The organism is Nitratireductor sp. WH36-1 (genome assembly GCF_058725515.1).
The window spans coordinates 77,803-100,780 of record NZ_CM178970.1 but is presented as its reverse complement, the minus strand read 5'-3'; the positions used below and the strand labels follow the sequence as shown (position 1 = coordinate 100,780).

17 protein-coding genes are annotated in these 22,978 nt (G+C 63.7%); 9 read left to right on the top strand and 8 right to left on the bottom strand.

What is annotated here, in order from left to right:
• The first annotated feature begins 143 nt into the window (after window positions 1–143).
• The 3 genes from AC4PTT_RS00440 to AC4PTT_RS00430 all read left to right on the top strand — a co-directional run bounded on the left by AC4PTT_RS00440 (window position 144) and on the right by AC4PTT_RS00430 (window position 5,364).
• The gene (locus AC4PTT_RS00440; RefSeq protein WP_492161912.1) at window positions 144–1,634 is read left to right on the top strand and encodes a flavin-containing monooxygenase; all 1,491 of its coding nucleotides are present in this window, start codon (window positions 144–146) and stop codon (window positions 1,632–1,634) included.
• Between the two features lie 130 nt (window positions 1,635–1,764).
• The gene (pyrC, locus tag AC4PTT_RS00435) at window positions 1,765–2,805 is read left to right on the top strand and encodes a dihydroorotase (protein WP_492161911.1); all 1,041 of its coding nucleotides are present in this window, start codon (window positions 1,765–1,767) and stop codon (window positions 2,803–2,805) included.
• Window positions 2,806–2,985: 180 nt separating this feature from the next.
• A complete protein-coding gene (locus tag AC4PTT_RS00430) occupies window positions 2,986–5,364 on the top strand; it encodes a S8 family serine peptidase (RefSeq protein WP_492161910.1) in 2,379 nt (792 codons plus the stop codon).
• A gap of 58 nt (window positions 5,365–5,422) precedes the next feature.
• Here the strand turns inward: AC4PTT_RS00430 and AC4PTT_RS00425 are convergent, their stop codons facing one another.
• The 6 genes from AC4PTT_RS00425 to AC4PTT_RS00400 form a co-directional block, all read right to left on the bottom strand.
• Window positions 5,423–5,668, bottom strand: coding sequence for a formate dehydrogenase subunit delta (locus AC4PTT_RS00425; RefSeq protein ID WP_113153772.1), 246 nt, complete (start codon window positions 5,666–5,668; stop codon window positions 5,423–5,425).
• A complete protein-coding gene (gene fdhD / locus AC4PTT_RS00420; RefSeq protein WP_283801163.1) occupies window positions 5,658–6,485 on the bottom strand; it encodes a formate dehydrogenase accessory sulfurtransferase FdhD in 828 nt (275 codons plus the stop codon). Before fdhD ends, AC4PTT_RS00425 begins: the two co-directional genes overlap by 11 nt.
• Window positions 6,486–6,501: 16 nt before the next feature.
• Window positions 6,502–9,405, bottom strand: a complete 2,904-nt coding sequence (gene fdhF / locus AC4PTT_RS00415) for a formate dehydrogenase subunit alpha (RefSeq protein WP_297563751.1) — start codon at window positions 9,403–9,405, stop codon at window positions 6,502–6,504.
• Window positions 9,406–9,415: 10 nt separating this feature from the next.
• Entirely contained in the window at window positions 9,416–10,972 is a 1,557-nt protein-coding gene (locus AC4PTT_RS00410) for a formate dehydrogenase beta subunit (protein ID WP_492161909.1), read from the bottom strand.
• Complete coding sequence (locus tag AC4PTT_RS00405; RefSeq protein ID WP_113153776.1) at window positions 10,969–11,442, bottom strand: formate dehydrogenase subunit gamma; 474 nt, start codon at window positions 11,440–11,442, stop codon at window positions 10,969–10,971. Before AC4PTT_RS00405 ends, AC4PTT_RS00410 begins: the two co-directional genes overlap by 4 nt.
• Window positions 11,443–11,537: 95 nt before the next feature.
• Window positions 11,538–12,437, bottom strand: coding sequence for a LysR family transcriptional regulator (locus AC4PTT_RS00400; RefSeq protein WP_492161908.1), 900 nt, complete (start codon window positions 12,435–12,437; stop codon window positions 11,538–11,540).
• Between the two features lie 173 nt (window positions 12,438–12,610).
• Between AC4PTT_RS00400 and AC4PTT_RS00395 the strand changes: the two genes are divergently transcribed.
• Window positions 12,611–13,771, top strand: coding sequence for an Mrp/NBP35 family ATP-binding protein (locus AC4PTT_RS00395; RefSeq protein WP_206546571.1), 1,161 nt, complete (start codon window positions 12,611–12,613; stop codon window positions 13,769–13,771).
• A 145-nt stretch (window positions 13,772–13,916) separates the two neighbouring features.
• Window positions 13,917–14,714 (top strand): 2-(1,2-epoxy-1,2-dihydrophenyl)acetyl-CoA isomerase PaaG, encoded by a 798-nt coding sequence (paaG, locus tag AC4PTT_RS00390; protein WP_206546572.1) that lies wholly within the window; start codon window positions 13,917–13,919, stop codon window positions 14,712–14,714.
• Between the two features lie 141 nt (window positions 14,715–14,855).
• On the opposite strand, the gene AC4PTT_RS00385 is transcribed toward paaG, so the two are convergent.
• The gene (locus AC4PTT_RS00385; protein ID WP_113153780.1) at window positions 14,856–15,338 is read right to left on the bottom strand and encodes an SRPBCC family protein; all 483 of its coding nucleotides are present in this window, start codon (window positions 15,336–15,338) and stop codon (window positions 14,856–14,858) included.
• Window positions 15,339–15,506: 168 nt separating this feature from the next.
• Between AC4PTT_RS00385 and chrA the strand changes: the two genes are divergently transcribed.
• Window positions 15,507–16,724 carry a chromate efflux transporter gene (gene chrA, locus AC4PTT_RS00380; RefSeq protein WP_492161907.1) on the top strand — a complete coding sequence of 406 codons (1,218 nt, stop codon included), beginning with the start codon at window positions 15,507–15,509 and terminating at the stop codon, window positions 16,722–16,724.
• A 44-nt stretch (window positions 16,725–16,768) separates the two neighbouring features.
• Here the strand turns inward: chrA and pdxR are convergent, their stop codons facing one another.
• The gene (gene pdxR / locus AC4PTT_RS00375; RefSeq protein WP_113153782.1) at window positions 16,769–18,265 is read right to left on the bottom strand and encodes a MocR-like pyridoxine biosynthesis transcription factor PdxR; all 1,497 of its coding nucleotides are present in this window, start codon (window positions 18,263–18,265) and stop codon (window positions 16,769–16,771) included.
• Window positions 18,266–18,490: 225 nt separating this feature from the next.
• Here pdxR and pgi point away from each other — a divergent pair, with 225 nt between their 5' ends.
• From pgi to AC4PTT_RS00360, 3 genes are all read left to right on the top strand, one after another.
• Window positions 18,491–20,068 carry a glucose-6-phosphate isomerase gene (gene pgi, locus AC4PTT_RS00370; RefSeq protein WP_492162577.1) on the top strand — a complete coding sequence of 526 codons (1,578 nt, stop codon included), beginning with the start codon at window positions 18,491–18,493 and terminating at the stop codon, window positions 20,066–20,068.
• A 261-nt stretch (window positions 20,069–20,329) separates the two neighbouring features.
• Entirely contained in the window at window positions 20,330–21,268 is a 939-nt protein-coding gene (gene murQ / locus AC4PTT_RS00365; RefSeq protein ID WP_113153784.1) for an N-acetylmuramic acid 6-phosphate etherase, read from the top strand.
• A 79-nt stretch (window positions 21,269–21,347) separates the two neighbouring features.
• Window positions 21,348–22,856 (top strand): ABC transporter substrate-binding protein, encoded by a 1,509-nt coding sequence (locus AC4PTT_RS00360; protein ID WP_492161906.1) that lies wholly within the window; start codon window positions 21,348–21,350, stop codon window positions 22,854–22,856.
• The last annotated feature ends 122 nt before the right edge of the window (window positions 22,857–22,978 follow it).

Below are 22,978 nucleotides of genomic sequence, written 5' to 3'. Positions count from 1 at the left end.
TTCCAGGCATTTGGCCGGCTCAGGGTTGGGCCGGCCCACAGACCCGATAACAATCGAACCGGCAATCGGATCTTCGGCGACGTGCGGGAACGCGGCGCGGGGAGATGCTCGTCCCGAATTTGCCGGACGGGAGGAACAACGCCATGACAACACGAAAGAAAGTCTGCGTGATCGGCGCAGGCGTCAGCGGCCTCGCCGCAGCCCGCTCCTTCAAGAAACGCGGCCACGCGGTCACGGTTCTGGAGCGCAGTCACGAACTGGGCGGGGTGTGGGAACCGTCACGCTCCTACCCGGATGTGCAGACGCAAAGCCCCAAGGATCTGTATCGCTACACCGACAAGGCGATGCCGAAGGATTTTCCCGAATGGCCCAAGGGGCCGCAGGTGTTTTCCTACCTCTCGGATTACGCGAACGACCACGGCCTGCGCCCGCTCATCCGCTTCAACACCGCCGTTTCCTCGATGCGCCGGCGGGCAGACGGCATGCCCGGCTGGGAACTCGATCTGGAAACCGCCGATGGCGGGAAGGTGAGCGAGAGCTTTGATTTCGTCGCCATCTGCACCGGGCAGTTCAGCGAGAAGAACATCCTCACCCATCCGGGGCAGGAGCAATTCGAGGAAGCGGGCGGAACGGTCATCCATTCCTCAGAATACACCGACCCCGCCATGGTGAAGGGCAAGAATGTCACCGTTCTGGGTTTTTCGAAATCCGCCACGGACATTGCCGTCAGTGCGGTCAGATCGGGCGCTGCCTCGGTCACCATCGTCTATCTGGAATCGGTCTGGCGCATTCCCTACTTCGTTGGCGGGCTGATCAACTTCAAACGCATCCTCTATATCCGCGCGCAGGAAAAGATGTTTCCCGGCTGGAGCCTCAGCGGTCTCGCGCGTTTCAACCATGCAGTTGCCCGTCCATTCGTCTGGGCGCACTGGCGCGCGCTCGAGGCGCTTTTGACCGTGCAGCTCAAGCTGAACAAGACCGGGCTGAAGCCGAAAGAGCCGATTGAGGGCGGGGTCAACTGCTCGGTGCCCATCGCCACGCCCGGCTTTTTCGAGATGGTGGCGGACGGGCGCATCAAGGCGGTGCAGGGCACGTTTCAAAGCTATGAGCCCGGCGCGATCCGGCTCACGGGCGGCGAGCGGATCAAGGCCGACATGGCCATTCTCGCAGTGGGCTGGAAACTGGGCGTGCCCTATTTGCCGGCCGAGTATCGCGAAAAGCTGGTGGAGCCGGACGGCCAGTACCGGCTTTATCGCCTGATCGCCAATCCGGACATTCCAGATCTGGGCTTTGTCGGTTTCAACTCGTCCTTCTGCACGGTGCTGTGCGCCGACCTCGCCTCCGAATGGCTGGTGCGTTACGCGGACGGCCAGCTGGCGAAGCAGCCGACGCCGGACGAGATGCGGGCCAATATGGACATGATGCTGAACTGGCGACGCAATGAACGCCCGGCGGCCAAGATCTATGGTGGCCTTTGCGTCGCGCCCTATCACTTCAAGCATTTCGATGAGCTGATCGACGATATGGGCGCGCGGGAGAAGCGGCGGAACCCGTTGGCCGAGAACCTCTCGCCGCCCGATGCCGATGCCTATGCGCGCTATCTGCGGTCTGCGCCCGACTATCAGGTGGCGTGAGGCTTTGCCGCGCCGCCTTCATCGACTGGCGGCGCTGCGCCCGCCCTTGAAATCCGGTGCGGCATGAGCGATTGAAAAGGGGCGCGCAGGTTCCATGCGCGCCCCGTTTGCTGTCAGGAGTATCCGTTCCGTGAAATCTCTCACCATCCGCCGCCCCGACGACTGGCATCTGCATCTGCGCGATGGCGCGGTTCTGGAGGCGGTGCTGCCGCATTCCTCCGACGACTTTGCCCGCGCGATCATCATGCCCAATCTGGTGCCGCCGGTGGTGACGGTGAAAGACGCGCTCGCCTATCGGGAGCGGATCATGGCGGCCAAGCCGGAAGGCCATGATTTCACGCCGCTGATGACACTCTATCTGACCGAGCAGACGGGTGCCGAGGATGTGGCTGCGGGCTATCGCGACGGACACATTACGGCGGTGAAGCTTTATCCGGCGGGCGCGACCACCAATTCGCAGAGCGGTGTGCGCGATCTTCTGAAGGTGCAGCCGGTGCTGGAGCGCATGGCTGAAATCGGTCTTCCGCTTTGCGTGCATGGCGAGGTGACGGATGCTTCCATCGACATTTTCGACCGTGAGGCCGTGTTCATCGAAACCGTGCTGCAGCCGCTGCGCGAGCGTCTGCCCGAGCTCAAGGTCATCATGGAGCATGTGACGACGAAGAATGGCGTCGACTATGTGCAGGATGCGGAGAAGAACCTCGCGGCATCGCTGACCACCCATCACCTGATCATCAACCGCAACGCCATTCTGGCCGGCGGCATTCGCCCGCATTACTACTGCCTGCCCGTCGCCAAGCGCGAAGAGCACCGGCTGGCGCTGCGCAAGGCGGCGACGTCGGGCGACAGCCGCTTCTTCCTCGGCACGGACTCGGCTCCGCATCTGGATCCTGCCAAGGAATCGGCCTGCGGCTGCGCTGGCATCTACACCTCCATCAACACCATGTCGTGCCTGGCGCATGTGTTTGAGGAAGAGGGGGCGCTGGACCGGCTGGAGGCCTTCGCCTCGCTCAACGGACCGGCCTATTACGGTCTGCCGGCCAATGAAGACACGATCACGCTCGAGCGTCGCGACGAACCGGTGGAGTTCCCGCACTCGGTCTACAGTTCGGACGGGACGATCACTGTTTTCGATCCGATGTTCCCGATCCACTGGGCCGTGGTGAAGTAAGCCGCGCCGGAGGTTGCGGCCGGTTTTCTGTTGCCTGTTCGCGCCGTCGGGACAATGCGCCTGACGGCATGATGAGCGGCCATATTAATGGGTCCTGACCCTGCATAAGTTCATCTTGCTTTGCGCATAAGGATGTATCCGTGTTGATGCCATTCGGTCTCGACAAGGGAGCGTCATTTCATGGGTCGCTACTGTCACTTCTTTCTGACAGTCTGGATTAGCCTTTTTCTCACCGCCTGCGGTGGTGGAGACGGGGAAAAGACGAGCAGTGTTCAACAGCCCGCGCCACCCGAGCCACCCGAGCCGCCGGTCTATACGGGCGATTACCCCGTTCTCGATCCGGTGGCGGCAGCGCAATACCGGGAGACGCTGGAGTTCAGACGTTCCGACCCTGGCGAAGGTGAGGAGAACCATATTCGCAGCCAGTTCGGCCAGCCGCAATTGTGTTCGAAGTCTGCCAATCCCGATTGTACGGGCACGTCCGCCTATGCCTTGCAGAACATCCATTTCGCCCATACGGCCACCGACTGGAGCGGCAGGCCCCTGACGGGCCATGGCCAGACGATTGCGATCTTCGACAATGGATATCGCCTGTCGCATCGAGAACTCGCGGGCAAGGATATCATCCGCTACACCGCGCCGGGCCGCACGATAGGGCGTGACAGCCATGGCACGGCGGTCGCCGCAATTGCAGCAGGGGCCGCCGATGGTGTCGGCGCGATGGGGGTGGCGCCCGATGCACGTCTTCATCTCTCTTCCTGGGAAGACGTGTCGGACGATGACGCCATGGCCCATATGGTGGCCGCAATTCGCGATGCAGCCAGGCACGGGGCTGTGGCGCAAAACAATTCCTGGGGTTGGCAAACGGAGAAGCAGGCCGATGCGGAGGCGCGGGATTTCGGGGCCTCGGGAACCACGGATTATGCGCGACATCTTGCTGACCGGCAGGGCGACGACCCTCAGACATGGCGTACGCTGTTTGCAGCATATAATGCGTTCCAGAGAGGCGGTGTTCTGGTTTTCACGAACTCCAACGACCGGACTCTGCATGATGCAACAGCCTGGGCTGCCCTGCCCGAGTTCGTTCCCGAACTCGCCGAGGCGTGGATCGCCGTGGGCAATGCGCTCTTCTCCGTCGACGGGAGGACGGGAGACATTCTCGACGCAGATCTCCTTTCAGCGCCATGTGGTATGGCGGCGCGCTATTGCGTCATTGCCGACGGGACGCTGCGTGTCGCGACAGATGTCGATGACCGGAGTTACCAGCTTGGCACGGGAACATCTTACGCCGCCCCACAGGTGGCGGGAGAGATAGCGCTTCTCGCGCAGGCGTTTCCGACCCTTTCGCCGGGGGAGTGGACCACGCGCCTGCTCGCCACGGCGCAGCGCGACTGGGACGGTTTTCAGAATTCGATCGCCGGGCATCAGAATTTTGCGCCGGGTGTCCGCCGCGCCTATTCGCATCTTTACGGCCATGGCGTGCCGGACATGAAGGCGGCGCTTTCGCCGGTGGGGGGGCTCTCAATCGCCTCGGGCGCAAGGGTGGGCGAGGGGCCGCAGACGCCGCTTTCAGCAGCCGCCACAAGCGCGCCACCGATTGTCGGCAACGCGGTTTCCAAGGCGCTTTCGGGCAGACGGATCATGGCGCTTGATGCGCTGGGCGGAGATTTTTATCTCGATGGCAGGGTGCTCGCGCCAGCAAACAGGATGCATGCGCCATCGGGCATCGGTGTGGCGCAGAGGCTCGCCGCGCAGCAGGAAAAGCTGGATTTCGCCTTTGCCTTTGCAAACCTGCCCTCATCCGAGTGGCAGAGCCTGCACAGCACCGCATCGGCCAAACTGTTCTTTTCACACGGCTTCACCGAGACACAGGACGGGCTGGTTCTCTCCCGCCTGATGCCGCTGGGGGCGGGGGACTACCTGCAATTTGCAGGCGGTATGGTGGAGCGGAATGAAAGCGCGGCGGTTCAGTTCGCGCTGTCGCGTTTGACAAGACGCGGGAGCATAACGAGCGAGGTCACGCTTTCGGGCGGGCACGGGCGCGGCCGGCTTTTTGGCATGTCGACGTCAAGCCCGTTCGCCCTTGCTGAAAGCAGCGGCCGGTTCTCCGCCGGCGCAACGCTGACGGCTCGGCTCGGCGGGGGCTGGTCCTTCTCGGGTTATGGCGAGGTGGGTCTGGCTCATGCGCAGGAAGGAGAGGAGGCGCTGATCGATTACGGCGCACTCACCTATGCGAGTGGCGGCCTGATGCTGGACAAGACCGGGCTTTTGCAGGCGGGGGACCGCGCAAGGTTCTATGCGGGCATGAAACCCAACCCGCTGGCGGGCCACACCACGCTGCGCGTGCCGGTGGCGCGCACAAAAGAGGGGCTGATCACATATGAAACCGTGGATGTGAACCTGGCGAGCGGCGATCTGCCCGCGCGCTTCGGTTTTTCCTATACGCATCGCACAGCGCGGAATTTCGATTTGAGCCTCAACGCCAATGCGGATCTCTTCATCACCGCGCCGGAGAGCGCGGTGACGGATGTCTCGATCAATTTAAGGAAGTCGTTTTGAGCATCGGACCGAAAAGTGGAACCCGGTTTTCGGATTGATCCGATGCTCCATTGATGACTCAGGCCGCCTTCGGACGGTTGATCTGCCCGGAGGCTTCCATGACCATGGGCGACAGGCCCATTCCGCCCTGCTCGATGATCTGGAACAGGTGCGTGCGCATGCGCGGCTCCCAGAACTTGTTGATGTGGTCGGCCACGCCCGCGACCTGCTCTTCCTTTGGCTGGGAAGTGAAGAAGGTGGCGATCTGGTTGGCCATGTAGACCAGGCGCTCGTCGCCGGATTTGAACTTATCGTCATGCGACATGTCTGGTCGCTCCAATCGTCACGCGTTCCGGATGGGTGAAAATGTCGAACTCCTCGCCCCGCACGAGGGCGACGAGGGTCATGCCGGCGGTTTCCGCCGTGCGGATGGCAAGTGCTGTCGGCGCGGAGACGGCGGCGATGAGCGGCGCGCCGATGGCCGCCGTTTTCTGCACCATCTCGACGGACACGCGAGAGGTAACGACGACCGCGCCGGAAGCGCCATCGATGCCCGCCTTCACCAGTGCGCCCGCCAGCTTGTCGAGCGCATTGTGCCGGCCCACATCCTCGCGAACGGCCACGATGCCCTTGCCGGCGACATAGAAGCCGGCGGCATGCACCGCGCCGGTGGCGTGATGCAGCTCCTGAAACTTGTGAAGCTCGCTGACCGCCCCGGTGAGATCGGCGGCGGTGAAGCGCGGCGATGCGGAAACCTCCGGCACGCTGCGCATCGCTTCCTCGATGCTTTCAATGCCGCACAGGCCGCAGCCGACCGGGCCGGCAAGACGCCTGCGCCGCGCCTCGAAGCGTCTGTTGGCGGTGTCGCGCAGGCGGATCTGCAGGTCGATGCCCGCACCCAGCTCCTGAACCGTGATCGTGTCGATCTCGTCGGCGCTGGCGATGATGCCTTCCGTGACGCTGAAGCCCAGGGCGAAGTCTTCGAGGTCCGCCGGCGTCGCCATCATCACGGCATGGGTTGTGCCACCATAGGAAAGCGCCACCGGCGTTTCCTCGGGCACCGTGCGCGCGCTGACCTTCGTCCCGCCGGTTCGGCGGGCCGTTCTGGTAACGCGGGCTGTGGCTGGAACACCGCTGCTCATGCTGGAACCGGCGGGGTTATTCCGCCGCCTCCACATGCACGATGCGACGGCTCTGGCGCGCGTGCTCCTCGTAGTCTTCCTGCCACTCGGACGGACCGTTGGACGGGGCAACCTGCACCGCCGTGACCTTGTATTCGGGGCAGTTGGTGGCCCAGTCGGAATACTCGGTCGTCACCACATTGGCCTGCGTGGCCGGGTGGTGGAAGGTGGTGTAGACGACGCCCGGCGCAACGCGCTCGGTGATGGTGGCGCGCAGGCTGGTCTCGCCGGAGCGGCTCTTGAGCTTCACCCAGTCGCCCTCGCGAACGCCACGGGTCTCGGCGTCGAAGGGATGGATCTCAAGCAGATCCTCCTCATGCCAGACCACATTCTCCGTGCGGCGCGTCTGTGCGCCGACATTGTATTGCGAGAGGATGCGGCCGGTGGTGAGCAGCAGCGGGAAGCGCGGACCGACCTTCTCGTCGGTGGCCACATAGGCGGTGCGCACGAACTTGCCCTTGCCGCGCACGAAGCCGTCGATATGCATGACGGGCGTGCCGGTGGGGGCCTTCTCGTTGCACGGCCACTGGACCGAGCCTTCCTTTTCCAGAAGCTCATAGGTCACGCCTGCGAAGCTTGGCGTGGTGGCCGCGATTTCGGCCATGATCTCGGAAGGATGCGTGTAGTTCCAGTCCTGACCCAGCGCACGGGCCATGTCCTGCGTGACCTCCCAGTCGGCATAGCCGTTCTTGGGTTCCATCACCTTGCGGACGCGGTTGATGCGGCGCTCGGCATTGGTGAAGGTGCCGTCCTTCTCAAGGAAGGTCGAACCCGGCAGGAATATGTGGGCGTAGTTGGCGGTCTCGTTCAGGAAGAGATCGTGAACGATGACGCATTCCATCGCTTCCAGACCGGCCGCCACATGATGCGTGTTGGGATCGGACTGGAGAATGTCTTCGCCCTGCACGTAAAGCGCCTTGAAGGTGCCTTCGACGGCGGCGTCGAGCATGTTGGGAATGCGCAGGCCCGGCTCATTGTCGAGCTTCACGCCCCACAGGCTCTCATAGATCGCGCGGGTCGCATCCTCGGAGATGTGGCGGTAGCCCGGCATCTCGTGAGGGAACGAGCCCATGTCGCAGGAGCCCTGCACGTTGTTCTGACCGCGCAGCGGGTTCACGCCCACGCCCGGCCGGCCGATATTGCCGGTGGCCATGGCGAGGTTGGCGATGGCCATGACGGTGGTGGAGCCCTGGCTGTGCTCGGTGACGCCGAGGCCGTAATAGATCGCGCCATTGCCGCCGGTGGCGTAAAGACGCGCCGCACCGCGGATCAGCTCCGCCGAAACGCCGGACATCTTTTCGATGGCTTCCGGGCTGTTTTCCGGCTGGAGAACGAAGCTCGCCCAGTCCTGGAACTCGTCCCAGTCGCAGCGCTCGCGGATGAACGCTTCGTTGAAGAGGCCTTCGGAGACGATCACATGGGCAAGCGCGGTCAGCACGGCAACGTTGGTGCCGGGCTTCAGCGGCAGATGGTAGCTCGCCTCCACATGGGGCGTGCGCACCAGCTCGATGCGGCGCGGGTCGATGACGATCAGCTTCGCGCCTTCGCGCAGGCGCTTCTTCAGGCGCGAGCCGAACACGGGGTGACCGTCGGTCGGGTTTGCGCCGATGACCAGAACCACGTCGGAATGCTCGACCGAATCGAAATCCTGCGTGCCGGCAGAGGTGCCGAAGGTGGTTTTCAGACCATAGCCGGTGGGCGAGTGGCAGACGCGGGCGCAGGTGTCGACATTGTTGTTGCCAAAGCCCTGACGCACCAGTTTCTGAACGAGATAGGTCTCTTCATTGGTGCAGCGCGACGAGGTGATGCCGCCGACGGCAGCCCTGCCGTATTTTTCCTGGATGCGGCCGATCTCGCTGCCGATATGGGCGTAGACCTCTTCCCAGGACACTTCGCGCCACGGGTCGGTGATCTTTTCGCGGATCATCGGGTTGAGGATGCGGTCCTTGTGGGTGGCGTAGCCATAGGCGAAGCGGCCCTTCACGCAGGAGTGGCCGCGATTGGCCTTGCCATCCTTGTAGGGCACCATGCGGACGACTTCCTCGCCCTTCATCTCTGCCTTGAACGAGCAGCCAACGCCGCAATAGGCGCAGGTGGTGACGGCGGAATGATCGGGCATGCCCATCTCGATGATGGACTTTTCCTGAAGCGCGCCGGTGGGGCAGGCCTGCACGCAGGCGCCACAGGAAACGCATTCCGACTGCAGGAAGGGCTCGTCCATGCCGGCGGTGATGCGGCTTTCGAAGCCACGGCCTTCCACTGTCAGGGCGAAGGTGCCCTGCTGCTCCTCACAGGCGCGAACGCACAGCGAGCAGACGATGCACTTGGACGGATCGTAAGCGAAATAGGGGTTGGAAACGTCCAGTTCCTTGAAGTTCACCCCATGCTCGCCGATCGGCGAGGGTTCGAGGTGATTTGCCCCTTCATCGCCATAGCGGTTCTGCTTCAGGCCGACGCTCTCGGCCATGTTGGCCATCTCGCAATTGCCCATGGCGCAGGCCGGGCAGTCTTCCGGATGGTCGGACATGTAGAGTTCCATCACGCCGCGGCGGATGGTGTTGAGGCGGTCGGTCTGCGTGTTGACGGCAATGCCGTCCATGGCCGGGGTGGTGCACGATGCCGGCGTGCCGCCCTTGCCCTCGATCTCGACGAGGCAGAGACGGCAGGAGCCGAAGCTCTTGACCATGTCGTTGGCGCACAGCTTGGGCACGGCGATGCCGGCCTCGCGCGCGGCGCGCATGATCGAGGTGCCTTCCGGAACGGTGACAGACTGGCCGTCGATGGTCAGCGTTACCGTCTTTTCAGAGCGTACAGCGGGTGTGCCGTAGTCGATTTCTTCTACGAAACGCTTGTCGGTTCCACGTTCTTGAGTTCCGCACATGGGTTTCCTCCTATTCCGCTGCTTCGCGCACGGGCGCGGGGCGGAAATCTTCCGGGAAATGGGTCAGTGCGCTCATGACAGGGTAAGGCGTGAAGCCACCCAGTGCGCACAGCGATCCGAACTTCATCGTGTTGCAGAGATCGGTCACGGTCTCGATCTGCTCTTCGGGCGCGATGCCCTGCTTCAGCCGGTCGAGCACTTCGACACCGCGCGTCGAGCCGATGCGGCAGGGTGTGCACTTGCCGCAGCTTTCCACGGCGCAGAACTCCATGGCGAAGCGCGCCTGCTTCAGGAGATCGACCGTATCGTCGAAGACCACGATGCCGGCATGGCCGATGAGGCCATCCTTGGCGGCGAACGCCTCGTAGTCGAAGGGCGTGTCGAACAGGTCGCGCGGCCAGTAAGCGCCGAGCGGACCGCCCACCTGCACGGCGCGCACGGGACGGCCCGTGGCGGTGCCGCCGCCGATATCGTCCACCAGCTCGCCGAGCGTCATGCCGAAGGCTGCCTCGAACAATCCGCCATGCTTCACATTGCCGGTGATCTGGATCGGAATGGTGCCACGCGAACGGCCCATGCCGAAATCGCGGTAATAGGCCCCGCCCTTGTCGAGAATGATCGGCACGGAGGCGAGCGAGATCACATTGTTGATGACGGTCGGCTTGCCGAACAGGCCTTCATGCGCCGGCAGCGGCGGCTTGGCGCGGACCTGGCCGCGCTTGCCTTCCAGACTGTCGAGCAGCGCCGTTTCCTCACCGCAGACATAAGCGCCGGCACCCACGCGCACTTCCATGTCGAAGGCGTATTTCGAGCCGAGCACGTTCTTGCCGAGCATGCCGGCGGCGCGGGCGGCGTCGATGGCCTCGTTCAGGATGCGGTGAACATTGGGATATTCCGAACGCAGATAGACATAGCCCCTGGTGGCGCCCGTCGCGATGCCGGCAATCGTCATGCCCTCGATGAGCACGAAGGGATCGCCTTCCATGATCATGCGATCGGAGAAGGTGCCCGAATCGCCTTCGTCGGCGTTGCAGACGATGTATTTCTGCGGGCCGTCGGTGTCGTGCACCGTCTTCCACTTGATGCCGGTCGGGAAGCCCGCTCCGCCACGGCCGCGAAGACCGGATTCGGTGACTTCCTCGACGATGCCGAGCGGCGTCTTTTCAAGCGCGTTGCGCAGGCCACGGAGGCCGCCATGCTTCTCGTAGTCCTCAAGCGAGACCGGATCGATGATGCCGCAACGGGCGAAGGTCAGCCGGGTCTGCTTTGCAAGGAAGGGGATTTCCTCGGGCTTGCCGAGGGAGAGGTCGTGCGCGCCGCCTTCGATCAGGCCTGCGTCGAACAGGCCCGCCACATCGCCGGGCTTCACCGGCCCATAGGCCACGCGGCCCTCGGCGGTTTCCACCTCGACCATGGGCTCAAGCCAGAACATGCCGCGCGAGCCATTGCGAACGATCTTCGCGTCGAGGCCGCGTTTCCCGATTTCCTCGCGCGCGGCGGCAGCGACTTTTTCGGCGCCCAGCGCCAGCGCACCGGCATCGCGCGGAATGTAGATGTTGATGGTCATGCTCGCACCTCTGCTGCGATTTCCTCGGCCCGCGCCTCATCCAGCCGGCCAATCACCTCGCCGTCGAGCATGGCGGAGGGCGCACAGGCGCACAGACCGAGGCAATAGACAGGCTCCAGCGTCACCGCGCCATCGGCGGAGGTCTCATGAAACTTGATGCCGAGCAGCTTCTGCAGCTTCTCGGCCACCGCATCGCCGCCCATCGACTGGCAGGCTTCGGCCCGGCACAGTTTCAGCACGTGACGGCCTGCCGGCTTCTCGCGGTAGTCGTGATAAAACGATACGACGCCATAAACTTCGGCGCGTGTCAGGTTGAGGGCCTCGGCGATGATGGGCAGGCTTTCACGCGGCACATGGCCGAGTTCCCGCTGAATCCCATTGAGAATGGGGAGTAACGGGCCCTCTTCGTTCTTCCAGCGGTCGATAATGACCTCGACGGCGGAAGTGATTTCGGTACGTGCTTGCTGCATCTCGCAGCGCCCTCCCTAACGATGCTCGTTCTGGAGGAGAAACAAATCCCGTGTGAAGGATCAATATAGCATATCCGTCAGACGATAGAAAATTTCTATCGATGCTCGCCGTATCGCTCGGCCAGAAGGCCCGCTTCATAGAGCAGGGCGGAGACGAGCGGCGTGTGCGGTTCACGCTTGACGGCGACCAGACCGACCAGGTGGCTGGCGTCGGGCTCGACGATGGGAATGGCGCGGATCGGCTCGGAGAAGCCGAGAACTTCGGCCAGGTTGAGCGGCATGATCGAGGCCCATCTCCCGGTGCGGATGTGGGAGAACAGCACGATCATCGAGTTCGATTCGAGCGTGGGGTGGGCCGTCGCCCCCACTTCTTCCAGGTGTTTGTTGATGATCCGGCGGTTCTGCATGTCCGGCGTCAAAAGGCAAAGCGGCAGGTCGGCCACCTCTTTCCAGGTCACGCTCTCGCGGTCGGACATCCGGCTCTTTGCGGCGGTGATGAGCTGGTAGCGCTCGGAGTAGAGCGGTACGGCAGCGACGTGGCCGAGCGGCTCATTGTCGAGATAGGTGATGCCGATGTCGATCTCGAAATTCTCCAGAAGCGAGAGAACTTCCAGCGAGGTGCGCGAGATGATCGAGAAGGTCACCTCGGGGTGTTTGTCGCGAAAGGGCGTGGTGAGTTCGGGCAGCATGGCGAGCGCGGTGGGGATCGCCGCGATGCGCACATGGCCGGCAAGACCGCGCCGCGCAGCCTTCATCTCGGCGCGCATGGTGCGCGTGTCGCCAACGATGCGACGCGCCCATTCCAGCACGCGCTGGCCTTCGGGCGTGAGGCCCTGAAAGCGTGATCCGCGCTGAACCAGCATGACGCCGAGCTGGTCTTCCAGCTGCTTGATGGCGGCTGAGAGCGTTGGCTGCGTGACGCCGAGCTCCGTTGCCGCCCGCCCGAAATGCTGCTCCCTGGCGAGCGCGATGAAGAATTCCAGCTTGTCGATCATGCGCCGACGCTACAGCGCAGCCGCGCTGCGGGCAATCCATCTTGCAGAGCGCCCATCTTGCAGGGCGTGACGGGGCGGTTTGGCAATGCTGCATTACGGGGTCGGTCGATTTGCCTCTCTTGGCCATCGAACCCATCTGCTTTATCTGGGAGAAAAAGCAAAGGCACGTGCACATGACTCTCGACAGACAGACCGTCATCGACCGCTTAAAGTCCGTGAAAGGGCCGAATCTGGAGGGCGACATTGTTTCGCTCGGGCTCGTCTCGGAGATTTTCATCGCCGACGGCAAGGTGTTCTTCTCGATCACCGTGCCATCGAGCCGCGCCCAGGAACTGGAGCCTCTGCGGCAGGCGGCGGAGAACGCCGTGAAGTCGCTGCCGGGCGTCAAGGGCGCCGTGGTGGCGCTGACAGCCGAGAAGCAGGGCGGCGGCATGGGCGCCACACCACCGCCGCGTCCGAAACCGGCACCCCAGCGTCCGATGCCGGGTGGCCCCGCCGCACAAGCCGGTCAGCAGCCGGCCAAGCAGGATGTGCCGGGCATCAAGGCCATCGTCGCCGTGGCCAGCGGCAAGGGCGGCGTCGGCAAATCCACCACCGCCGTCAACCTGGCGCTGGGGCTGAAGACGCTCGGGCTCAGGGTCGGCATTCTCGATGCGGATATTTACGGGCCTTCCATGCCGCGTCTGCTCGGCCTCACGGGAAAGCCGGAAACCGCCGATGGCAAGACGCTGAAGCCGATGGAGGCGTTCGGCGTGAAGGTCATGTCCATGGGGTTCCTTGTCGAGGAAGACACGCCGATGATCTGGCGCGGTCCGATGGTCGTTTCGGCGCTGCGGCAGATGTTGCGCGATGTCGCCTGGGGCGAACTGGACGTGCTTGTGGTCGACATGCCGCCCGGCACGGGCGACGCACAGCTGACCATGGCGCAGCAGGTGCCGCTGGCCGGCGCGGTAATCGTCTCGACGCCGCAGGACCTGGCGCTGATCGACGCGCGCAAGGGGCTGAACATGTTCCGCAAGGTGGATGTGCCGCTGCTCGGCATCGTCGAGAACATGAGCTACTTCCTCGCCCCCGATACGGGCGCACGCTACGACATCTTCGGTCATGGTGGCGCGAAAAACGAGGCGGAGCGGCTTGGCGTTCCGTTCCTTGGCGAAGTGCCGCTGACGATGGATGTGCGCGAAACCTCGGATGCGGGAACGCCCGTTGTGGCGTCGAACCCGGAGGGCGCGCAGGCGAAGGTCTACAGGGACATCGCCGCTAAGGTGCAGACGCAGCTGGCAGCGGCCATGCAGAGCGCGGCGGACGAGGCCCCGGCCATCGTCTTCGATTAATGCGTTAGGGGAATAATGCGTTACGGGCGATTGAACAAAGCGGTCGCCTGTGTAACGTAACCGCCATCAGGGAGCACCGCACGCCCGTTCGGGCGTGCGCGGGACGCTCTGCCAATCGCGTGCCATTTGCTCTGGAGGTTGAAGCATGAGCGTCGAAAACAACGAAACCATTCTCCATGAGCGCCTTGATGGCTGGCACCGGATCACGCTGAACCGGCCGGAAAAGCTCAACGCTTTCAACGAAGCGCAGCATGTGGCGCTGCGGGACGCGCTGGAAGCCTGTTCTGCGGATGAGGGCTGCCGTGCGGTGCTTCTGACGGGCGCGGGGCGCGGCTTCTGCGCCGGGCAGGATCTGGGCGATCGCGATCCGGCCAAGATGGAAAGCAAGCCGGACCTCGGCTATACGATCGAAAATTTCTATAATCCGCTGGTGCGCAAGCTGCGCGGCATGAACAAGCCCATCGTCTGTGCGGTGAACGGCGTTGCGGCCGGCGCCGGCGCGAACATCGCGCTGGCATGCGACATCGTGCTGGCGGCGAAATCGGCGAAGTTTATCCAGGCATTCGCCAAGATCGCGCTGGTGCCGGACTCCGGCGGCACATGGTTCCTGACGCGCATTCTGGGCGAGCCGCGCGCCAAGGCGCTGGCGCTGACGGGCGAGCCGCTCTCGGCGGAAGATGCTGCGAACTGGGGCCTGATCTGGCGTGCCGTGGAAGACGAAGCCCTGATGGAAGAGGCCGAAGCGCTGGTGACCAAGCTGGCGCACGGTCCGACGCAGGCCTATGGCCTGATCAAGAAGGCGATCCACGCCGCGCCGGGAAGCTCTCTCGACGCGCAGCTGGAGCTGGAGCGCGAGCTGCAGCGCGAGGCCGGCCGCTCGGACGATTACCGCGAAGGCGTCGCGGCGTTCCTCGAAAAGCGCAAGCCGGTGTTCAAGGGCTAGGGCATCTTGCAGTCAGTTGCCCGTGCCTGACATTTATTCATGCGCCCTTGCGTATTCAGGTGCAAAAGAGAAAGAGCGGGCAGCGTTTCACTGAAACGATGACCTGCTCGATCAGGAAATCTCCAGAACGAAAAAGCGTCCTCAGGCTGAGGGCGCTTCGGCTTCTTCCGTGTCGCCGCCGGTGACGCGGGTGTTGAAGTCGGAGAAGAACTGGCCGGCCAGCTTCTTGGAGGTCGACTGGATGAGGCGGCTGCCGAGCTGGGCCATCTTGCCGCCGACATCGGCCTTGGCGCTGTAGGTCAGGATGGTGGCGTCCGGGCCGTCTTCCTTGAGCGACACATCGGCGCCGCCCTTGGCGAAACCGGCCACGCCGCCCTTGCCCTCGCCGCTGATCGTGTAGGAGTGCGGCGGGTTGAGATTGGTGAGCTCAACCGCGCCGCTGAACTTGGCCTTGATCGGGCCGATCTTCAGGGCGACGATTGCCTCGAACTCGGTGTCCGACGTCTTTTCCAGTTCCTGACAGCCGGGAATGCAGTCTTTCAGCACATCCGGGTCGTTCAGCGCCTGCCAGACCGTTTCCACCGGCGCTTCGATGCGTTCTTCACCTTCGATGACCATGGCCATGGCGCGTCCCTCCTGAAATCATGTCTCAATCTGGCTAACCCACTGCTTGCGTCTTGTCCATCCGCGCGGGCGTCGGCAGTGTTGTCTTGCGGGTGACCAGTCTTGTCTTGCAGGTGACATGTGCCGCGATTATGCGACATCGAATCGGCCGAGACATCAGGTGGAACAATGAGCGACAGCGACGTGCGGGGCGGAACAGGGGCAGAGGCAAAGGGAACGGCGGGAGAGGTTTTCCGCGTCTTTCTCAAGCTCGGTGTGACCTCGTTCGGTGGCCCCATCGCGCATCTCGGCTATTTCCGCGACGCGCTGGTGGTGCGGCGCAAATGGCTGGACGAAAAGGCCTATGCGGACCTCGTTGCGCTGTGCCAGTTCCTGCCCGGCCCGGCGAGCAGCCAGGTGGGCTTTGCGCTGGGTTTCCTGCGGGCAGGCCCCATGGGGGCGGCAGCCGCGTGGGCGGCCTTCACCCTGCCTTCGGCCCTGCTTCTCTTTGCGTTCGCGCTTTTTGCGGGGGCGCTCGACAATCCGCTCGGCGCGGGGCTGCTGCACGGGCTGAAGATCGTGGCGGTGGCCGTGGTGGCGCAGGCGGTGTGGGGCATGGCGCGGTCGCTCTGCCCGGACCGCGAGCGCGCAGGCATCGCGCTTGCAGCGCTTGTTCTGGTGACGTTCGCGGCCAGCGCCTTCGCGCAGATTGCGGCCATTCTGTCTGGCGCGCTGCTTGGCTGGTGGCTGTGCCGGGATAAGGTTGGTGAGGCTGGGCAGACGGTGGCCTTCGGGCTGTCGAAGCGCGCCGGGATCATCTGCCTTTCCCTTTTCGCGTTTCTGCTGTTCGGTCTGCCGCTGGCAGGGCAGATGACGCAGGGGCTTGCCGTGTTCGACACCTTCTATCGTGCGGGCGCGCTGGTGTTTGGCGGCGGGCATGTGGTGCTGCCGCTTCTTGAGGCGGGCGTCGTCGAGCCCGGCTGGGTCCCGCAGGATGCGTTTCTTGCCGGCTATGGCGCGGCGCAGGCCGTGCCGGGACCGCTCTTCACATTCGCTGCCTATCTGGGCGCGGTTCTGGACATGCCGCCCACGGGCGTGGCCGGCGCTGCAATCGCGCTTGTCGCGATCTTCCTGCCGGGCTTCCTGCTTTTGATGGGCGTTGCGCCCTTCTGGGACCGTTTCCGCCAGTTCGATGCGGCGCGCGCGGCGATGATGGGCACGAATGCGGCGGTGGTCGGCATATTGGCGGCGGCTCTCTACGATCCGCTCTGGACCACGGCGATCCTTGCACCGGCAGACTTTGCGCTGGCGGCGGTCGGCTTTCTGCTTCTGACGGTGTGGAAGACCCCGCCATGGGTGGTGGTGGTGCTGTGCGCGCTGGCGGGAATGGCGCTGGCCGGCATTTAACGGGCTGGCCCGTCCCGGAAACCGGGAGGGGCCTTTGTCTGCGGTTATGCAGCGGCGCGTCGATGCTCTGCGGAAGCGGCTGCTGCGAGTTCGCGGATGCCGGGCTCGATCTGCTGGGCCGCGATGGACGAAATGCCAAGCCGCATGAACTGCGTCGCGCGCGGGCGGTCGATGAAGAAGCGCGCACCGGGCTCGATCAGAACGCTGCGCCGGGCCGCCGATTTGGCAAGGGCCACGGTGTCCAGTCCGGGCGGGCCTTCGAGCCAGAGCGAGGTGCCGCCGCGAATGTCGGCTGCGTTCCAGTCCGGCAGGATGTCGCCGACAGCCTGATAAAGCTTTTCACGCCGCTCCTCGAAAGCCGCAGAGATACGGCGCACCAGCGTGTCGTGATGGCCAAGCGACAGGAACAGCGCCACGGCCCGCTGGTTGTTGGCCGGCGGATGGCGCAGCATGAAGCGGCGTAAGGCGCGCAGTTCTGCGATCAGGTCAGCCGGGGCAACGATGTAGCCCATGCGCAGGCCCGGTGCGAGCGTCTTGGACATGGAGCCCAGATGCACAACGCGGCCCGTGCGGTCGAGCCCCTTGAGGGCTGCCTGCGGGCGCTCGTCGGCGAGCTGGCTGTCATAATCATCCTCGATGACGATCCAGTCATTGCGCTCCGCCCCTTCCAGAAGCGCCTCGCGGCGCGCCTGGCTGAGCGGCACCATCGTCGGGCAATGATGGCTCGGCGTGGCGAAAACGAAGTCTGCATCTTCCGGGATCTGCGCCACGTCGATGCCCTGCCGGTCGACGGGAACCGGTGCGATCTGTGCGCCGGCGAGCTGGAAGATGGAACGCGCGTCGGGATAGCCGGGGTTCTCGACAGCCACCTTCTTGCCACGACTCATGAGCAGCGTGGCGAGCATGTAAAGCGCGTGTTGCGATCCGAGCGTGATCAGGATTTCGTCGGGATTGGCGAAGATGCCGCGACGCGGAAGGAGCCGCGCCTGGATCTGCTCGATCAACAACGGGTCGTCACGGTCGACCATATCGGCCGCCCAGTTGCGAATCTCCAGAACGGCAAGCGCCATGCGGTTGCATTCGCGCCATTCGGCGGTCGGGAAAAGCCCCGGATCGAACTGCCCATAGACGAAAGGATAAGAGGCCTTCATCCAGTCTTCGTTCTTGCGCGGTTCGGGCATTTCGCTGGCCAGAATCTGGAACCGCTCGCCCCAGTTCACGCCATCCTTGCCACCCTGTTTGCGCGGCGGGCGCGGGGGCGCGGCCAGCACTTCCGGATTGACAAAGTGGCCGCGGCGCTCGCGCGCGATCAGGAAGCCCTGATCGACGAGCTGCTGGAAGGCCAGCACCACCGTACCACGCGCAACACCCAGCTTTTCCGCGAGAATGCGGCAGGATGGAAGCGGCATGGAAGGGGCGATCTGGCGATCGAGAATTGCCGACACGATGGCCTGGCGGATCTGTGCCTGGAGCGTCTGTCCCGATTCGGGGGAAATCTTGAACAGACCGGTCCAGAGGGCGGTGTCGTTTCTGGCTGACATATGGTTTTCCTCTCCGGGGCGGAGCGTAACCTTGGGGCAATGCATGTCAACCCTGGTACAATTGATTGTTCCAACAAAGAAATTGATGGATGCCAGCAACCCCCTGTGCCGCCTCATTTTGTCTGATAAAAGAGGCGCGTTTCTTTTTGCAGGAGGGCCCCCTTGGACACGGCATTCGAAACCGCGCTGGCTGCGCTTCAGGAGCATCGCGGGAAAACCGCGCCCATGGATATGCGCGCCGCCTTTGATTCCGACCCGAATCGTTTTGCCCGCTTCTCGCTCGCTCTCGACGATCTGACGCTGGATTATTCGCGCGCCGCAGTGGACGAGGAAACGGTGGGGCTGCTCCTCAAGCTTGCCGAGGCTGCCGGGCTGGAGCAGGCGCGGGACGATATGTTTGCCGGCAAACACATTAACGTCACCGAGGACCGCGCCGTGCTGCATACGGCTCTGCGCGCGCTCTCCGGCGGTGCTGTCTACAATGACGGCGATGACGTGATGCCGGATGTGCGCGCCGTGCTGGAGGCGATGGACGCTTTTGCCGACGGCGTGCGTTCGGGCGCGATCCATGGCGCGACCGGCAAGGCCTTCACCGATGTGGTGAACATCGGCATTGGCGGCTCGGACCTTGGCCCCGTCATGGTGACGCGGGCGCTCTCGCCCTATCATGACGGGCCGCGCCTTCATTATGTCTCCAACGTGGATGGCGCGCATATTGCCGACACGCTGTCGGGGCTCGATCCGGAGACCACGCTCTTCATCATCGCCTCGAAGACCTTCACGACCATCGAGACGATGACCAATGCCCGCACGGCGCAGAAATGGGTCGCCGCAAAGCTCGGGCAGTCGGCGACGGGCGATCATTTCGCCGCCGTTTCCACCGCGCTCGACAAGGTGGCGGAGTTCGGCATCGATCCGGCGCGCGTGTTCGGATTCTGGGACTGGGTCGGCGGGCGGTATTCGCTGTGGTCGGCCATTGGCCTGCCGATCATGATCGCGCTTGGTGCTGATGATTTCCGCCGTCTGCTCGCCGGTGCGGAAGCCATGGACCGGCATTTCAAATCCGCACCGCTCAGAGAAAATTTGCCGGCTATTCTTGGTCTCGTCGGCTACTGGCACCGGGTCGTGTGCGATTATCCGGCCCGCGCGATCATTCCCTATGACCAGCGCCTTGAGCGGCTGCCGGCCTATCTCCAGCAGCTCGATATGGAATCGAACGGCAAGGGCGTGCGGCTCGACGGTTCGCCGGTCATCACGCCCACCGGGCCGCTGGTGTGGGGCGAGCCGGGCACCAATGGCCAGCACGCTTTCTTCCAGCTTCTGCACCAGGGCACCGACATTATTCCGGTGGAGTTCATGCTGGCGGCGAAAGGCCATGAGGCTGGCCTGCAGCACCATCACGATTTGCTGGTGGCCAATTGTCTTGCGCAGGCTGAAGCCCTGATGAAGGGGCGCACGCTGGCCGAGGCCGAAGCGCAGCTTCTGGACAAGGGGTTCCCCGAAGACGAGATCAGGCGGATCGCGCCGCATCGGGTCTTCACCGGCAACCGGCCGTCGCTGACGGTTCTCTACCGCAAGCTTGATCCCTATGCGCTTGGCCGCCTGATCGCGCTCTATGAGCACCGGGTTTTCGTCGAGGCGCAGCTCTTCGGCATCAACGCTTTCGACCAATGGGGCGTGGAGCTGGGCAAGGAGCTTGCCACGGAACTCCTGCCCGTGGTCGAGGGCAAGGCGGACGCTGCCGATCGCGATGCCGCAACCGCAGGCATGGTGAAACGCATCACGGCGCTGCGCGAAGGCTGAATCGGACGCCGGCCTCCTCCTTCCGGGGGGTAGCGCCGGCACCCCGCCATCCTGTTTCCAGACGGTCATTTTGTACCTGAACCGGCGGACCAGCTCTCATGGGAGAGCCGGTCCGGTCGGGGTTTCTGCGCATCCAGTCAGGAATAGATTATTCCTGACTGTAATTGACTCTTGGAATTTTCAATCTTAACACTTCTGAAAGGCGAGTAGACCGGCGAAAGCGGTGAGACCGCGCGCCGGAAGGCGATTTCGGGAGACGTTATGAACGCGCAGACGCTTATGTCGGAGCTGGAAAAGCTCGTTTCGGAAGGACGCAACCCCGACACGATGCAGATCGATCTGCAGCCGACGACCGAAATCCTCAAACTCATCAATACGGCAGACAAGGACGTGCCGCTGGCGGTCGAAAAGGTGATCCCGGAGATCGCGGAAGCCGTCGACCGGATCGTCGAGGCGTTTCAGAACGGTGGCCGGCTCATCTATATGGGCGCTGGCACGAGCGGCCGGCTCGGCGTGCTCGACGCTTCGGAATGCCCGCCCACCTTCAGCGTGCCAGAAGACATGGTGACCGGGGTGATCGCCGGCGGCGACCATGCGCTGAGGCACGCCGTTGAAGGCGCGGAAGACGACCCGGAACAGGGTCGGCAGGCGCTTGTCGATCTGGCGCTCACCGACAGGGATGTCGTGGTGGGCATCGCGGTGAGCGGCCGCACGCCCTATGTGATCGGCGGCCTGAAATACGCCCGCGAGACCGGTGCGAAAACCGTTTCGCTTTCGTGCAACCCGGATTCGGCCATCGGCGCGATTGCCGATATCGCCATCGCGCCCGTGGTGGGGCCGGAAATCCTGACCGGCTCGACGCGGATGAAATCGGGTACGGCGCAGAAGCTCATACTCAACATGCTCTCCACGGCGAGCATGATCCGCATCGGCAAGATCTACCAGAACCTGATGGTGGACGTTAACATCAGCAACCAGAAGCTTCTGGCGCGTGCATCGCGCATTGTCATGGAGGCAACGGGCTGCTCGGCGGACGAGGCCGAGACGCTGCTGGGCCAGAGTGGCAATGATGTGAAACTCGCGATCTTCATCGCATTGACGGACATGGATGTGGAGGAGGCGCGCGCGGCGCTCGAGCAGGCTGGCGGCTTTCTGCGCAAGGCAATAAACGACAGGCAGGGCCAGACGGCCAGCAAGTGAAGCAGGCATTCATGCGGTCCGTCGAAAGGCCGCTGGCATCAATCGCTTTCGGAGGAAGATGATCATGGGAAAAACTTTGATGAAGAATTTCGCAGCGTCGGTGGCGCTCGCGGCAACGCTCGGCGCAACGACGGCAATTGCGCCGGCTGCGGCCGAGACGCTGCGCATGGCCTGGTCGCAGGACGCGACGGGTCTTGATCCGCACAAGCAGACGGCCTTCTCGTCGCTTCGGCTTCTGGAACTGGTCTATGAGCCGCTGGTGCGTCTCGACGCCGAGCTGCAGATCGTTCCCGCAGTGGCCGAGACCTGGGAGTTCTCCGAGGACGGCAAGAAGCTGACCTTCAAGCTGGATGGCGATGCGCAGTTCCAGAACGGCGAAAAGGTGACGTCGGCTGACGTAAAGGCTTCCTTCCAGCGCATTCTGGACGAAGCGACGGGCGCTGCCGCCCGCGCCAACTTCACCTCCATCGAGAGCATCGACACGCCGGACGAGACGACCGTTGTCTTCAACCTTTCGCAGCCGGACGTTCCGATGCTGACGGCGATGACGAGCATCAACGCTGCCGTTGCTCCGGCGAGCGAGATCGAGGCCGGCACGATCGGCACGAAGGCGATCGGCTCCGGCCCGTTCAAGCTGGACAGCTGGGAGCCGAACCAGAAAGAGGTTCTGAGCGCCAACCCGGACTGGGCCGGCGGCGAGGTGAAGGTCGACGGCATCAACATTTCCGTTCTGCCGGACGAGACCGCCATTCTGGCGGCGCTGCGCACCAAGCAGGTGGATTTCGCGCTGATCAACGATCCGCTCGTGGCCACGCTGGTGCCGAACGAGGCGAGCCTCGAACTGAGCCGCACGCCGGTTCTGGCCTATCACGTGCTGCAGCTGAACCCGTCGCGCGAGCCGATGACGGAGCTGGCCGTGCGTCAGGCGATCTCCTGCGCCATCGACCGTCAGGACGTGCTTGATACAGCGCTTCTGGGCGAGGGCGCCGTGACCGGCCCGCTGACCATGCCGGCCTACCGCTCGGACCCGGCTTCGCTGTTCTGCTATGAGCGCGATGTCGAGAAGGCCAAGGCGCTGATGGCCGAGGCCGGATATGCAGACGGCTTTTCCGCAACGGTGATCGCAGCCACGGGCGAGCCGCCCACAGCCGCTGCCGAAGCGCAGGTGATCCAGTCGCAGCTCGCCGAGATCGGCATCGATCTCGACATCAAGATGATGGAGCTCAACGTCTATGTGGACACCTGGCTGAAGGGGGATTTCGACATGGCGGTGGCTCTGAATGGCGGCCGCGCCGATCCGTTCTCCATGTACAATCGCTACTGGACCAAGGCAGGCAACCTGCAGCATGTCGCCAACTATATCGACGACACGCTGGACAGCCTGATGCAGGAAGGCCGTGAAGAGACCGACCCGGCGAAGCGCAAGGAGATCTTCTCCAGGTTCGAGACGCATCTCGCCGAGGTTTCGCCGTGGATCTGGCTCTACACGGGCTACACCTACACCGCACAGCAGAAGAATGTGGGCGGCTTCGTGCCTTCCCCGACCGGCACGCTGTTCGGCCTGACCGAGGTAACGGTCGGCGAGTGATTGCCAAATGGGGCCGCACGTTCAGGTGCGGCCCCGTTTGCGCCTGGCGCCCTGTCGCGCTTGAAACGTGAGAATTTGATGCGGCTCCGCCCAGCGCCCTCGTGGTTCGACAAGCTCACCAT